The 13,905-nt window shown below is 58.6% G+C and carries 13 protein-coding genes; all 13 read right to left on the bottom strand.

Annotated elements, in window-relative coordinates; genetic code table 11:
- Positions 1 to 107: 107 nt before the first annotated feature.
- On the bottom strand, positions 108 to 1,685 hold the full coding sequence (guaA, locus tag IFT53_RS03830; protein WP_042616336.1) for a glutamine-hydrolyzing GMP synthase: 1,578 nt from the start codon (positions 1,683 to 1,685) through the stop codon (positions 108 to 110).
- Positions 1,686 to 1,769: 84 nt separating this feature from the next.
- Positions 1,770 to 2,408 carry a 5'-methylthioadenosine/S-adenosylhomocysteine nucleosidase gene (locus IFT53_RS03825; protein ID WP_192063282.1) on the bottom strand — a complete coding sequence of 213 codons (639 nt, stop codon included), beginning with the start codon at positions 2,406 to 2,408 and terminating at the stop codon, positions 1,770 to 1,772.
- Positions 2,405 to 2,854: a PaaI family thioesterase gene (locus IFT53_RS03820; protein WP_192063283.1), complete on the bottom strand. Its 450-nt coding sequence runs from the start codon at positions 2,852 to 2,854 to the stop codon at positions 2,405 to 2,407. The genes IFT53_RS03825 and IFT53_RS03820 overlap by 4 nt, the downstream gene beginning before the upstream one ends.
- Positions 2,855 to 2,923: 69 nt before the next feature.
- Positions 2,924 to 3,376, bottom strand: a complete 453-nt coding sequence (locus tag IFT53_RS03815) for a TspO/MBR family protein (protein ID WP_042616413.1) — start codon at positions 3,374 to 3,376, stop codon at positions 2,924 to 2,926.
- A gap of 50 nt (positions 3,377 to 3,426) precedes the next feature.
- Positions 3,427 to 4,518, bottom strand: coding sequence for a DUF1513 domain-containing protein (locus tag IFT53_RS03810; protein WP_192063284.1), 1,092 nt, complete (start codon positions 4,516 to 4,518; stop codon positions 3,427 to 3,429).
- A gap of 3 nt (positions 4,519 to 4,521) precedes the next feature.
- Complete coding sequence (locus IFT53_RS03805) at positions 4,522 to 5,643, bottom strand: imelysin family protein (RefSeq protein WP_192063285.1); 1,122 nt, start codon at positions 5,641 to 5,643, stop codon at positions 4,522 to 4,524.
- A complete protein-coding gene (locus IFT53_RS03800; protein WP_192063286.1) occupies positions 5,643 to 7,142 on the bottom strand; it encodes a di-heme oxidoreductase family protein in 1,500 nt (499 codons plus the stop codon). Before IFT53_RS03800 ends, IFT53_RS03805 begins: the two co-directional genes overlap by 1 nt.
- Positions 7,143 to 7,285: 143 nt before the next feature.
- Positions 7,286 to 8,563: an imelysin family protein gene (locus IFT53_RS03795; protein ID WP_192063287.1), complete on the bottom strand. Its 1,278-nt coding sequence runs from the start codon at positions 8,561 to 8,563 to the stop codon at positions 7,286 to 7,288.
- A gap of 147 nt (positions 8,564 to 8,710) precedes the next feature.
- On the bottom strand, positions 8,711 to 10,000 hold the full coding sequence (locus IFT53_RS03790) for an RsmB/NOP family class I SAM-dependent RNA methyltransferase (protein ID WP_042616342.1): 1,290 nt from the start codon (positions 9,998 to 10,000) through the stop codon (positions 8,711 to 8,713).
- Between the two features lie 86 nt (positions 10,001 to 10,086).
- A complete protein-coding gene (locus IFT53_RS03785; RefSeq protein ID WP_155398731.1) occupies positions 10,087 to 10,455 on the bottom strand; it encodes a septal ring lytic transglycosylase RlpA family protein in 369 nt (122 codons plus the stop codon).
- A gap of 394 nt (positions 10,456 to 10,849) precedes the next feature.
- On the bottom strand, positions 10,850 to 11,728 hold the full coding sequence (locus tag IFT53_RS03780) for an SDR family oxidoreductase (RefSeq protein ID WP_244656191.1): 879 nt from the start codon (positions 11,726 to 11,728) through the stop codon (positions 10,850 to 10,852).
- Positions 11,729 to 12,844 carry a tRNA epoxyqueuosine(34) reductase QueG gene (gene queG, locus IFT53_RS03775; RefSeq protein WP_192063831.1) on the bottom strand — a complete coding sequence of 372 codons (1,116 nt, stop codon included), beginning with the start codon at positions 12,842 to 12,844 and terminating at the stop codon, positions 11,729 to 11,731. It lies immediately after the preceding gene.
- Positions 12,845 to 12,947: 103 nt separating this feature from the next.
- Positions 12,948 to 13,640 carry a glutathione S-transferase family protein gene (locus IFT53_RS03770; RefSeq protein ID WP_042616345.1) on the bottom strand — a complete coding sequence of 231 codons (693 nt, stop codon included), beginning with the start codon at positions 13,638 to 13,640 and terminating at the stop codon, positions 12,948 to 12,950.
- Positions 13,641 to 13,905 lie beyond the last annotated feature (265 nt).

The raw sequence follows: 13,905 nt of genomic DNA, 5'->3' as shown, positions 1-13,905 counted from the left end.
CAAATATCGATGCTCGTCCGGCGCGACTGACACGTCTGTTATCACGTCAAAAAAAACCGGGCTCCGTCTTCAGACGAAACCCGGTAATATCTGGCATCAGGAGTGGATTATTCCCACTCGATCGTGCCCGGTGGCTTGCTCGTTACGTCATAGACCACGCGGTTGATACCCTTGACTTCATTGATGATGCGGGTTGCCGCACGTCCCAGGAAGTTCATGTCATAGGGGTAGAAATCGGCCGTCATACCGTCCACCGAGGTTACGGCGCGCAGCGCGCAGACGAAATCATAGGTGCGGTAGTCGCCCATGACGCCAACGGTCTGGACCGGCAACAGCACGGCAAAAGCCTGCCAGATGGTGTCGTAGAGACCAGCCTTGCGGATTTCGTCGAGATAGACGGCGTCTGCCTTGCGCAGAATGTCGAGCTTTTCGCGGGTCACGACGCCGGGGCAGCGGATGGCAAGACCCGGGCCGGGGAAGGGGTGGCGACCGATGAAGCTTTCGGGCAAGCCCAGTTCACGGCCAAGCGCACGCACTTCATCCTTGAACAGTTCACGAAGCGGCTCCACCAGCTTCATGTTCATGCGCTCTGGAAGACCGCCGACATTGTGGTGGCTCTTGATGGTGACCGATGGGCCGCCGGAGAAGGACACGCTTTCGATCACGTCTGGATAGAGCGTGCCCTGCGCCAGAAACGCCGGTGCGCCCTTGCCGTCGGAGGCGATCTTGGCGGCTTCGGCTTCGAATGTCTCGATGAAAAGGCGGCCGATGGTCTTGCGCTTCACTTCCGGGTCGGAAACGCCAGCCAGTTCCGTCAGGAACAGGTCGGAGGCGTCCACATGCACCAGCGGAATGTTGTAATGGTCGCGGAACATGCCCACAACCTGATCGCTCTCGCCCATGCGCATCATGCCGTGGTCGACATAGATGCAGGTCAGTTGGTCGCCAATAGCCTCATGAATGAGAACGGCTGCGACAGAGGAATCCACGCCGCCGGAAAGGCCGCAGATCACCCGCTCGCTGCCAACCTGTTCACGGATCTTGCGGATCATCTCGGCGCGGTAGGCGGCCATGGTCCAGTCGGATTTCAGGCCGACGATCTTGTGTACGAAGTTGGACAGAAGCTTTGCGCCATCAGGCGTGTGCATCACCTCCGGGTGGAACATGGTGGTGTAGTAGCGGCGCTCTTCATTGACGGCGATGGCAAATGGCGCGTTTTCGGATGTCGCGGCCACTTCGAAACCGTGCGGCAGCTGCGTCACGCGGTCGCCATGGCTCATCCACACGGGGTAACGATTGCCCACATCCCAGAAGCCATCAAACAGCGGGCTTGCCTTCTTGATCTCGATATCGGCGCGGCCAAATTCTGCCGCATGTCCGCCTTCAACCGTGCCGCCCAGCTGCGTGCAAAGCGTTTGCTGGCCATAGCAGATGCCGAGGATCGGAATGCCGGAATCGAACACCGCCTGCGGTGCGCGCGGGCTTCCCTCTGCCGTGACAGATGCCGGGCCGCCGGAGAAAATCACGCCCTTCGGCTTCAGCGTCTCAAACGCATCGCTTGCGTTCTGGAACGGATGGATTTCACAATAAACTCCGGCCTCGCGAACACGGCGCGCAATAAGCTGCGTCACCTGGCTGCCGAAATCGATGATGAGGATGCTGTCGGGATGGGCTATCTGGGTCATGGCGAGCCTTTAAAGAAATACGGTGCTTTAGGCAACCCGTGATGTGGCCTGAAAAGCCAGAAATTGCGCCATCAGGCAAGTGGTTCAGAGCGAAATGGTGCCATCTTCCACGGCACGGCAGAGCCTGTCCACCGCTTGCGCCAGCTTCTCATCGATCACATGCAGATAGGCGGTCCAGTCGGAAATATGGTGCACATCCGCCTTGCCATCCGATATGCCGCGCAGACCGATCAGCTCAACATCGAAACGCTGGCAGGCCCTCAGCAGCGCAAATGTCTCCATCTCCACCATGTCGGCATCGACAGTGTCATAGGCGGCACCCGAGACGACTTTCGCGCCGGTGGAGAGCCGGGCACCAGCGATGCCTGGGATTTGCAAGGGCAGTGAGATTTCAGCAGGCAGATCAAGAAAAGGCGTGCGGCCTTTCTCAAAGCCGAAGGCAGACGCATCCATATCCCGGTAGGACACGGAAGTGGCCTGATAGACCTCGGCCTGCTCCAGTGTGCGAGATCCCGCCGAACCAAGGGACACGACAAGGTGAGGCAGCGCGTTTTCTGCATCCAGCCTTGCGAGGGTCGAAGCCAGCGTTACAGCCGCTTCCACCGGGCCAACACCCGTCATCAACGGCTTGAAGCGGGCCTGCAGGTGAGGTCCATATTCGGCATCCGCTGCCATGACGAAAAGCAGCCACTTGCCCGCCACTTCGATCATCTCAAAACTCATTCTTCAAAACCTTCCCGTCCCTTCATCACCATCATCGTGCCGGTCATGGAGGCGATCAGCTTGGCGGGGCCATCTGAGAGCGCATAGGCGCGGCCATCGGCCACGATGATGTTGCTGCCGGGCTTGGTGATTTCACCACGAAACAGAAACCGCTCGCCCCGGCCCGGCGACATGAGGTTGACCTTGAATTCGATTGTCAGCAGGGAGGCGGCGGGCGCGATGATAGTGTAGGCCGCATAGGTGCAGGCCGTATCGAGGGCTGCGGCAATCACACCTGCATGCAGAATGCCGTGCTGCTGCGTCAGCTTTGGGTGAAATGGTAGCTCGATTTCCACGAGACGATGCTCAATGCGCGAAATCTCGGCTTTGATGGCCTGAACGACGCCCTGGCGCGCAAAGCTCTTTTCTATCCGCTGGCGATAATCGCCGGGATCGATGAAATCCATTCCCCTGCCTCTCCTTGTCTTTGTCAAAACATGGCGTGTGACAGACCGCAAGGCAAGGGCGTGAGACGGTTAATTCAGATAAACGATGCTGGCGTTCAACAGCGTGGCAAAGGCCACCCACGCGGCATAGGGCACGAAAAGCCACATGGAAAGCCGGTCCCGCGTCGCCGTCATGATGATGAAGGCGATGACGCAGATCAGCATGGGTACGATGAGGATGAGCGCGCCAACGGGGCTTTCCATGGTGAAGAAGATTGGCGACCACATGAAGTTGAGCAGCATCTGGCTGCCCCACAGCTGCATCCGCCCGCCCATGCGGCTTTTCAGCCATGTGCGTGCACCGGCAATGCCGATCATCACGTAGAGAGCGGTCCACACCGGTCCGAAAATCCAGTTCGGCGGGTTGAAGAAGGGCTTGTTCAGGGTTTGATACCACGCGCCCGGAACATTGTTCATGCCAATGAGCGCACCAATGGCAACGACGGCAACGATGAAAGCGATGTAGACGAGGGGCTTCTTCATGGACCATGAAATGCACAGAAAATGCTTTGGTTCCAGTGCCATCAGGCAATTTACCCGGCAAGCCTCACGATATGCTGGTCCCAGGCCACAGCGCTTGTCTCGGTGCCGAAATGTCCGTTATAGGACGATGTTACAACGCCATGTGGCGCCGCCGCCACGCCCGCCGCTTCACTCAACGTGGTTTCGCGCAAAACCTTGCCGGTCTTCTCATCCAACGTCACCGCCACATTGCCGTTGGGCGATGTCACGCCGATGACGCCATCTCGTCTGTTGACTGCGATGGCGCCGACATAATTCGCCAGCCGGGCCGTCGTCTCATCCGGCAGGTCGATGAAATTGAGGTCGTCGCCCTTGGAGAAATGCCCGATCAATGGTGGCAGCGTGTTGCGCGGGCCTTCGTACTGGCAGGCAAACCAGATGCGCCCGTCACGGCCAAGATCCACATGGCGGGTCGAAAGCTGGCTCAGGTTCTTGGCAAGGCCATGTTTCTGTATCAGTCGCCCCGTTGCCGCATCCAGCAGCACTAGCGAGGGCTCCATCGTGTCGATATTGAGTTTGGTGCGACCGAAATCCGGATGGGTCTCGATGCCACCATTGGCGATGATGATCATCTTGCCATCGTCGCTGACGGTCATGTCATGGGTGCCGATGCCCCGCGCACTGTATTCGCCGATGCGTCGAAAGCCGTCCCGCGCATCGTAAAGACCGATCACGCCACGGTTCTGATCGAAATCATTCTCGCTGGCGTAAAGAATGGAGCCGTCAGGCGAGAACTGTCCGTGGCCATAGAAATGCCGGTTCTCAGGCGTGTGCATGACGATGGGCTCGCGCTTTCGGGCCGGATCAAACGCCATGAAGAACGTACCGGGTCTGCGCGCAAAGGCAACCGTCATCCCGGTTACGTGGCTGGTTGCCATGCCGTGCGCGCGGGCTGGCAATGGCATACGCTCGACGATCTCTCCCGCTTCGGTTACCGTCGCAACCCCGTAGGAGCCATCGCGGGCACGGAAAGCCGAGGCAAAAACCGCATCCGCTCGCTCAAGCGCATAGAGGGACCGCGGCGCAAGGCCAGCCAGAAAGGGCACGCCTGCCGCCTTGATGAAGCTGCGCCGGTCAATCAGCAGCCGTTTGTCGCGAGCCACTGTTCAGTCTCCGTCCGAAAAGGAAAAGCCGGAGCTGAGCCCGATGGCGCCACCATACTGGTCGTTGATGCGGTAGATCATATCCTTGCCATTCAGCAGCAGATAATCGACCTTTGCGCGCTCCTTGTCGTCCTCAAGCGCCTTTTCCACATCGGGCTCAATTGTGCCCGCAACGCGGACCATGGACTTGGCGATGAAATCGATGGAGCCGATGATGGAACGCTGATCCGCCGGCAGCAGATCGCTCATCTGCGCCGTGTGCATCAGGCGCTGCACGGCAGAAATATTGGTGCCGATGCTCATCCATGTCAGGCCAGAGCGCAAATAGATCGCGGTGCGCGGAAATTTCGCATTGTCAGGCCCCTTGTAAAAGGTCTCGATGCGCTTGTCGCGAATGTCTTCGGAGGCGTGCACCAGAATGCCGAGCAGAGCCACCAGCGCTTCGCGCTCATCGCGAAATACCGGATTGTCCGGCCCCGGTTCCTTCCAGTGTTTCGCCGTACCGTCAGGTGCATTCCACAGGTCGGAAAGCTCAACGCCAATATTGGCAATGTTACCAGCAATGGCTGCGCCATAACGGCAGCGAAAGCTGTTCTTCTGCTTTAGCGCGTCATCTGCTCCGGTGCCGTAGAGAACATATTCCAGCGCACCGAAGCCTTGGGCGGCAACGCTCTTGCCCCGCAAGCCTTGCGGCGTGGTCACGCTCTCGTCCTTACCCGACAGATATTTCTGGACTTGCTTGAGGCCAAGGCCCTTCTTGTCGGGATAATACAGCACACGCTCAAAGCGGTTCTGTTCGATCACGGGACCAACCCGCACGATCTCGATGGCAGACCATGCGCCCGCCGCCTCTGCAAAGCCCGCTTTCGCAGCGGTCACCGTGTCTGCCGAAGGTGTCGCGCACAGCGCCTGCATCTTGCCTTCCAGCGCCTTGGCACGATCGCGGAAATCGTCATAGCCGGGGCGGATGAAGCCATCGACCGCCCTAGCCATCACGGAGCGTATCTTGACCGGGTCAAGCGGCGGCGGTGGCATCAGCTCCACATCCTGCGCCAATGCCGTGCCGAAGCTCAGCAGAAAGGCAAGCGGCAGAAGCATGTGGGATGGTCGCATCGCTATTGTCATCAAAGGGACTCCAGAAAACTCAGCAAAGCCTGCCGGTCAGGCTTTTGCAAGGCAGCAAAGGCGTCACGCGCCTTTTGCGCCTCGCCACCATGCCATAAAATCGCTTCGGTCAGGCTGCGCGCCCGCCCGTCATGCAGATAAAAGCCATTACCATTCACGGCTTGCGTCAAGCCGATGCCCCAGAGCGGCTGGGTGCGCCATTCGCTTCCGCTTGCCTCACCCACCTGCTGCCCGTCAGAGAGCCCTTCGCCCATATCGTGCAACAGAAAATCCGAATAGGGCCAGATCAGCTGGAAAGAATGCAGCGGGTCAGCGGCATCGCGCTTCGTCACGAATTTCGGCGTGTGACAGGCGGCGCATCCGGCCTGGTAAAACTGCTGCTTGCCGTGCAGTACAGTGGGATCATCCACGTCGCGGCGCGCAGGCACGGCCAGATTTTCCGTATAGAACGTCATCAGGTCGAGCACGGGTGAGGGCGCTTCCACATCGCCCAGCCGTTTCTGCACACCCGTCGGCAGGGCCAGACAGTCCGTCTGCCTTTGCGTGCAATCACCAAAGGCATTGGGCACATCCGGAGAGGATATGCCGATATCATGCGATAGCGCATTGGCGGCCTGATCGCGCACGCTGGCATTCTGCGCTTTCCAGCCGAAACGCCCGAGCTTCACCGCCCCGCTGCGGTGGTCGCGCACCCATGCCGGTCTGCCGGACACATCGCCATTAGGTCTGGCGCCCGCCAGAATATCCTCATCCGCAATGGCTTCGATCAACCCCAGACCAAGGGTCGGTTGGGCAATGCGGGGCGAAAGCGTCGTGTCATCGCCAAGCGGCCCGTAATTCAACCCTGATATGCCGTAGGAGGGTTTGCGCAGCGAAACGACCTCGCCACCCGGTAAGGTCACGCTTTGCTCGGCGTAAGTCACGGACAGTTTTCCTTCAGCCTTCAAGCCAGGAACAGCCTGGTTCTGAAGCTGACCGCCATAGGTCGCATCAGGAAAGTTCAAAACCTCATGGCTGCGAATTGCGGCCATCTCTTGAGCTGTGCGGGCCGGGCGTGCAAGCCGCAGAAACATCGAAACGGCATCTTCGCCGCCCACAGGCGGACGCCCGCGACCATCCTTGATGTGGCAGGTCTGGCAGGAGCGCGCATTGTAAAGCGGCCCCAGCCCGTCAGAGGCCTGTGTGGAGGATGGCGAGGAGACCCAAAGCTTCTGAAACAGCGCATTGCCCAGCTTGAAATCCTGCCCACGCTCAAAGCCCATATTGGCTGAAGGTTGCGAGAACGGGTCTGTCGTTGCCGTCGTCGTCGCAGCCCCGGCAGACATAGCCTCGAAGGGTTCTGCTTTGGAAAAATCGCTAGTAGGCTGCGTGACCTGTCGCACGCGCTGCAAGTCTTCAGAGGAAATGTCGGCGCGTGGCACGTCTTCGGCAAAGGCGATGCCGCCCGCGGTCAAAGCAAGCAGCACGCCGGAGCGGCAAAGCCAACGCGCCGATCTCATGACAGGCAACCGGCAGGCCGCGCCTGAGCCGTATCAGCTCTGTGATACCGACATGTGAGAGATTGCACTCTTCGCAAAATGGTCCGCCTGCAACGCTTTTGAATAGGAGGCCGCGTGTCATCCACGCGGCCTCATGATCGGGTCTATTTGAAGACGGCGTTCGGGCTGTCAAGGCTGTCGGAGCCTTCCAGCTGGATCTTGCCGAGATCAAGCGCAGCAATGACGCGCTCGATGGTCTTGGTCTGGTCCAGAAGCCCGTCAATGGCAGCCTGCACCACGGCGTTGCCATCCTTGTTGCCTTCGCCGATCATCTGGTCGTAGGCTTCAACGGTCTGGCCGCGCTTTTCCATGGCGTGCATGGCATCCAGCGTCTTGTTGAGCTTCGCCTGCATTTCGGCGTCCAGCGTCTTGTCGCTTGCGGCAACCAGCTGCGAGAGCGAAGGGCCGGTGAGCTTTGTGCCATCAACGCGGGTATACTCACCCGTATAGGCCGAGGCGATGCCGATCGCGTCGTTCAGATGCGAGTTGTAGGTGTTGTCGGAAAAGCAATCATGCTCTTCTTCAGGATCGTGCAGCAGAAGACCAAGCTTCATGCGCTCACCCGCCAGTTCGCCGTAAGAGAGCGAGCCCATGCCGGTGAGGATGGCTGTGAGGCCCTGTTTCGGGTCGGCCTCGACGGCTTTCGCCGCCTCGCCGCCCGGTGCCCAGTTGTCAGCCATTTCCTTGAGGTCGGCAACCAGCAACGTGGATGCTGCCTTGAGGTATTCGGCGCGGCGGTCGCAATGGCCGCCGGTGCAGTTCTTCACGTCATAATCGGTATAGGGGCGGTTGCCAGCACCTGCGCCGGTGCCGTTCAGATCCTGACCCCAGAGCAGAAACTCGATGGCGTGGTAACCGGTGGTCACATTGGCTTCCACTTCACCCGCCTCCGCAAGGCTGCGGATCAGCTCAGGCGTGATCTTGGAGGCATCCACCTCTTCGCCACCAACCTTGAGCTTGGTATTGGCAATGATGTTGGCGGTGTAGAGCTCGTTCTCGTCGCTTTCAGTGCCGTAGGAGCCGTCGACATAGTCGATCAGGCCTTCGTCCAGCGGCCAGGCGTTGACCTTGCCTTCCCACTCGTCAACGATCGGGTTGCCGAAGCGGTAGACTTCCGTCTGCTGGTAAGGCACGCGGGACTTGATCCATGCCTCGCGGGCAGCCTTCAGATTGGCTTCGCTGGGGCTTGCGATCAGCGCGTCGATGGCTTTGTCCAGCGTCTGCGCTGTCAGCAGCGAGTCCTGATATTTGGCGTAGCCCAGTTCCGCATAATGCTTGACCACGGCGGCCGTGTCGGTCGCGGCCCGGGCTGGAATTGCACTGAATGTCGCGGAAGCGGCCAGAAGTGCCAGGCTGGCACCCAAAATGGATTTGCGGAACATCATCTCTCCTCATCCAGCCCACTCGTAACGAGGCTGTGAGGGCGAGTTCTGAACGAATCACAAACTTGTGTCAAATATTCTAGTTTAGAAATATTCCAAGCCGACATGCCAGCTTCCGCCAGCATGTCAGGCCAATTCGGATGAATATCAGGCCGTGCGCTTCATCGCGCAGAAGAAAAAGCCGTCCGTATCAGTGGTGGCCGGGGTCAGCGTCACAGTCTCTCCGTCGGAAGAATGCGGCTTGATGGTATCTGCACCGAAAATGCTGGTCCAGCGGTCAAGCCCGGACCGGATAGAGAATTCGGGGTTTTCCGCGCAGAAACGGCGCACCTGGCGCTCATTTTCTTCCGGTAGAACAGAACACGTCACATAAACCAGCTCGCCACCGGGACGCACGAACATCTTGGCCTGATCCAGCGCCTGAACCTGCTGTTCAACGCGCTCTTCCAGATTGCGCTGCGTCAGCCGCCATTTGGTGTCGGGGCGGCGGCGCCATGTGCCGGTGCCGGTGCAGGGAGCATCAACCAGCACACGGTCGAATTTGCCCTGGTAACGTTCAAGATTTTCGGCCCGGTCATGCACCTGCACATTGCGGGTGCCAGCGCGTTTCAGGCGCTCGATGATGGGTGCCAGCCGTTTGCGGTCCGCATCGAAAGCGTGAACCTGGCCCTTATTGTTCATGGTTGCAGCCATGGCCAGCGTCTTGCCACCACCGCCTGCGCAATAATCGAGGATCTGTTCGCCTTCCTGAGCACCGGCAAGATCGGCAACGATCTGCGAACCCTCATCCTGAACCTCGAACCAGCCCTTCTGGAAGGATAGCTCGGCGGTCACGTTGGGTAGCCGCGATGGGCCTTCACCGGCGGCAATACGCACGCCGTGGCGGGCAATGCGCGTGGCCTGTGCCTTGGCATCTTCCAGCGCCTTGATAACCTTGGTGCGGGATGCCTTGAGCGTATTGGCGCGAAGGTCAAGTGTCGGACGCAGGTTCAGTGCCTGCGCCTCGCGCAGCCAGTTCTCGCCAAAGGTCGCCTCGAAGGAAGCCTGCACCCAGTCGGGAATATCGCCCTGCACGTGGGCAGGTGCATCGGTCAGAGAGCGGGATGCAAAAGCAGATGCCGCGGCATCCGACAGGGGCTCCGGTGCAAACTTGTCGCCGTCGAATTCGGCGGCCAGTTGCTCGACGGATTGTCCCCATTGGCGCAGCATCACGGCGTAACCCAGCGCATTTGCGCTATCGTCGTCCATCACCCATGCGTGGGAAAGTTTCATGCGCAAGGCATCATAGACGATGTTGCCAATCGCTGCCCTGTCGCCGGAACCAGCGAAACGGTGCGCCAGTCCCCAGTCCTTCAGTGCATCGGCCACCGGGCGCCTGCGCGCTTCGATATCCGCCAACACTTCGATCGCCCCGGCCAAACGCCCGCCCAAACGCATAATCTACCTCACACACAAATTCGTCCGGGTAGGTAGACGTGAATAGTGGCGAGGGCAAGCCTTCGCGCAGATTTCACTAAAGAACCTTACTTGGCCGCGATGATCTCGTAGCAAACCTTGGCCGTGCCGGAGCTGACCATGCCGATGTCCTTGGCCGCTGCCTTGGAAAGATCAAGCACACGTCCCTTGATGAATGGGCCGCGATCATTGATGCGCACCACAACAGCCTTGCCGTTGCGGGCATTGGTGACCTTGACCTTGGTGCCGAAGCGCAGCGAGCGATGGGCAGCCGTCAGGTTGGAAGGGTTCATCCGTTCGCCCGAAGCAGTCTTCGAGGTCAAGGCATACCAGGATGCGCCCCCGCAACCGGTACCGGCATTGGCTTGTAGTGGAGTCATGATGGAACAGACGGCTATAGTTGCAGCCGCGATAGTCATGCGTCGAATATTCGTCAAACTGTGCTTCCCTGACACTCGGCCCCGCGCCGATGAACTTAAGGCTCATTCAATTGATGGAGTGTAGAGCGTGGGAAAAATGGCGAAAAATGGCCGAGGTCTAATCACGAAGTATTACAGTCTGTAACATTCGTGATCATACAACTCACCTGCAATTTGGATAGCTTTCGATGATTCCGCAAAAAATTCATTTGGAATCAAAGAGCAACGAAAATCCATTGCGTGACACGCCGAACAGGAGTCGGATCACGAAATCCCTGTGAAATAATTTTCCAATGCATGAAAAATTAAGCCAAATTGCACTTTAACAAATGGTTAATTAGGCGCAATTGCGATTAAAACATTCCCCAAAAGGGCCTTTGGATGGATTTTTCACCGCATCCAGTATGAACATTTATTCATCTCGCCAGATGCCCGCATTCCACATCTCACGCAGGGATTGACGATAGTCAGGATGGGAAAAATCAAAACCGAGCGCCTTGAGCTTGCGGTTGGAGACCCGTTTGTTCTCGCCGTAAAAGGAGCGGGCCATCTCGGTCAGCTGCGCGGTCTCGAACGACTGTTCTTCCGGCGGCTCCACGCCCATCAGTCCGGCGGCGAACGTGACAACATCCTGCGGCGGCGCAGGTTCGTCGTCTGTCACGTTGAAAATGCCGTTGGCCTTCTGCTCGATCAGAAACGCCGTGGCCGCGCTGATATCTTCAACGCGAATACGGTTGAAGACCTGATCCTTCTTCACCAGCCGTCGCGCTGTGCCTTTTTCGAGATTGATAAGCCCGTTGCGTCCCGGCCCGTAAATGCCGGAGAGACGCAGCACGCAGAGCTTGACGTCAGCCTGCTTGCAGGCCTCGCCCCAGGCATTCTCGGCATCCACCCGCTCTTTGGAGCGCGCTGAAACGGGCTGACACAGCGTGTCCTCATCCACCCAGGCACCATCATGGTTGCCATAAACGCCGACTGTCGAGAGGTATGCACACCATTCAAGCTTTGGCATCAGGCTTTTCAGGTCACCTTCGCAAAGCCGCAGCAAGGGGTCGCCGGATGCGCTGGGCGCAATGGACTGAACCAGATGCGTTACCGATTGAAGCTCGGCGCGCACGTCGTCACTGATCGCGTCTCCGCTAAAGATGAAGGGAGCGATGGCCTGGCATTGAAGCGTGGAGATTTTATCCTCACTGCGCGTGGTGCCGGAAATGCGGTCCATGTCATTTTGAAGTGCTCTGGCGATAGCCTTGCCGGAATATCCGGCCCCGAAAATCATCAGATGCGACATTTACACTCCTGCTGTCATCCACTCATCCAGCACGTCCGAATCGTCCTCGCGTGCACGGGCGCAAGCGTAGGCATTGAAGCTCGCCCTGTCCATCAATCTTGAAAGCGCCCACACCGCCATGCCGCGCACATCGGGCGACTCGTCCAGACTAAGTATCTGGCACTGTTCAATAAATGAAGCGTCTCCAGAATTACCTGCGGCAATCAGAACGTTGCGAATGAAGCGATTGCGGCCGATGCGCTTGACCGGAGATCCGCTGAAAAAGGCGCGAAACTGCGCATCATCCAGCGTCAGCAAAAAGGCAATTTCCGGCTCTTTCAGATCGTCACGGGCCTGCAATTTCATCTCGGATGCGCTGGCGGCAAATTTGTTCCACGGGCAGGCCGCAAGGCAATCATCGCAACCATAGATACGGTTACCGATCAAGGGTCTCAACGCATGGGGAATAGTCCCCTTGTGCTCAATGGTCAGGTAGGAAATGCAGCGCCGTGCATCCAGCTTGTAGGGCGCTGGAAAGGCATCCGTCGGGCAGGCGTCCAGACAGGCCCGGCACGATCCGCAATGGTCGCGCTCCGCCTCATCCAGACAGAGTTCGGCCGTTGTGAACATGCTGCCCAGAAACAGCCAGGAACCATGGCTGCGGCTAACGAGGTTGGTGTGCTTACCCTGCCAGCCGAGCCCCGCTGCCGCAGCCAGCGGTTTTTCCATCACGGGCGCGGTATCGACAAAGACCTTCACGTCCTCTCCCGCCCTTGCGGCAAAGCGTGTGGCAATCTCTTTCAGCCGTCCTTTGATTAGGTCATGATAATCGCGGTTGCGGGCATAGACCGATATGGCCGCCTTGTCCGGTTTTGACAGAATGCCACGTGGGTCTTCATCCGGGCCGTAATTCATGCCGAACATGACAACGGACCGCACCTCGCTCCACAGCGTTTTCGGGCGGGCGCGCCTCGCCTCAGTTTCCTCCATCCAGCCCATCGTGCCGTGGAAGCCATTGTCGATGAATTCGCGTAGCCGCTCAGGTGCTAGCGGAATGCTGTCGGCAGAGGTGACGCGACAGAGATCGAAGCCAAGCGAGGCCGCTTCAGCGCGGATGAAATCCGTCAGCTTCGCCATCCGCGCTTGATGCTTCTGCAATGCCGTGTCGATGGCTGTTCTCCCGATGCTGGTGGCAGACATCCCGCCTGTCACAGCATACTATCATAAGCTGTCGGCGCGCTTAAAAATCCAGATCCGCATAATGGGATGATGGCGCAAGACGCGGCACGCGCTCACCCAGAAGCGGGCGGAAGGACGGGCGGGATTTGACGCGCTGATACCATTCCTTGGCAATCGGCGCCTCCAGCCAGTTGATCTCGCCGAGGTAGTCGAGAATCGAGATCGAGGCGCCCGCGGCAAGATCCGCGTAGCTCAACCGGTCGCCCGCAAGCCATGTGCGCGAACCCGCCAGCCATTCCAGATACTTCATGTGCTGATGCACGTTGGCACGTGCGGTGCGCAACAGCTTGCTGTCTGGTGGGCCGCCGCCTTGTGCTGTCGACATTTGCAGCTTGTAGGCACGCTCGCGCACCAGCGGGCGGGTGACATCCGTTTCCATCTTCTGCAGAAACCACTCGGTCAACCGTCGAATTTCTGCGCGCTGAAACGGGTCTTCGGCCAGCAGTCGCTTGTCCCGTTTCAAGACACCATGGGTTTCGTCCAGAAACTCCGCCAGCACATAGGGCCCGCAAAGCGAGCGCATATTGTCATCCAGATAGACGGGCAATGTGCCCGCCGGGTTGAGCGCCAGAAACTCCCGCCGCTTTTCCCAGGGCTGTTCTTCGACCAGATCGACCTGAAATCCGTATTCGGTCAGGATCAGCCGGACGAAACGGGACGCAGTCGACATGGGAGAATGAAAAAGGGTTGGCATCGGTACTCAAACATTTGGTGAAAGGAGGGGTGTGTCTTTTATCGCCAGACAGCGGACGTGATCGCCTGTGCAGAAACTATAAGTTCAGCTTTTTTAAGACAAGTTTAACGAGATGACGATTGTCCTGGCGCATAACGGCTTAAAAGGGCGTTTTTCATGAAAAAAGCGCCGTCGATTGAGCCGATGGCGCTTTTTGAAAAATCAGAGCAAGGCGCTCTGCTTGCGATTGATCAGTTCGCCGAGATGGAGCTCGTCGTGCATGGGT

The organism is Rhizobium sp. CFBP 13644, assembly GCF_014842165.1.
Classification (GTDB): domain Bacteria; phylum Pseudomonadota; class Alphaproteobacteria; order Rhizobiales; family Rhizobiaceae; genus Agrobacterium; species Agrobacterium tumefaciens_C.
Note: the sequence above shows the minus strand (reverse complement) of the source record. Positions and strands in the feature narration are given on the sequence as shown.

Bases quoted from the DNA above. Each gene is read 5' to 3' on its own strand.
- IFT53_RS03790 (WP_042616342.1), bottom strand. From the start codon at position 10,000: ATGCGTTTGGGCGGGCGTTTGGCCGGGGCGATCGAAGTGTTGGCGGAT.
- IFT53_RS03815 (WP_042616413.1), bottom strand. From the start codon at position 3,376: ATGAAGAAGCCCCTCGTCTACATCGCTTTCATCGTTGCCGTCGTTGCC.
- guaA (WP_042616336.1), bottom strand. From the start codon at position 1,685: ATGACCCAGATAGCCCATCCCGACAGCATCCTCATCATCGATTTCGGC.
- IFT53_RS03825 (WP_192063282.1), bottom strand. From the start codon at position 2,408: ATGAGTTTTGAGATGATCGAAGTGGCGGGCAAGTGGCTGCTTTTCGTC.
- IFT53_RS03780 (WP_244656191.1), bottom strand. From the start codon at position 11,728: ATGTCGCATCTGATGATTTTCGGGGCCGGATATTCCGGCAAGGCTATC.
- IFT53_RS03820 (WP_192063283.1), bottom strand. From the start codon at position 2,854: ATGGATTTCATCGATCCCGGCGATTATCGCCAGCGGATAGAAAAGAGC.
- IFT53_RS03805 (WP_192063285.1), bottom strand. From the start codon at position 5,643: ATGACAATAGCGATGCGACCATCCCACATGCTTCTGCCGCTTGCCTTT.
- queG (WP_192063831.1), bottom strand. From the start codon at position 12,844: ATGGCGAAGCTGACGGATTTCATCCGCGCTGAAGCGGCCTCGCTTGGC.
- IFT53_RS03800 (WP_192063286.1), bottom strand. From the start codon at position 7,142: ATGAGATCGGCGCGTTGGCTTTGCCGCTCCGGCGTGCTGCTTGCTTTG.
- IFT53_RS03770 (WP_042616345.1), bottom strand. From the start codon at position 13,640: ATGCCAACCCTTTTTCATTCTCCCATGTCGACTGCGTCCCGTTTCGTC.
- IFT53_RS03795 (WP_192063287.1), bottom strand. From the start codon at position 8,563: ATGTTCCGCAAATCCATTTTGGGTGCCAGCCTGGCACTTCTGGCCGCT.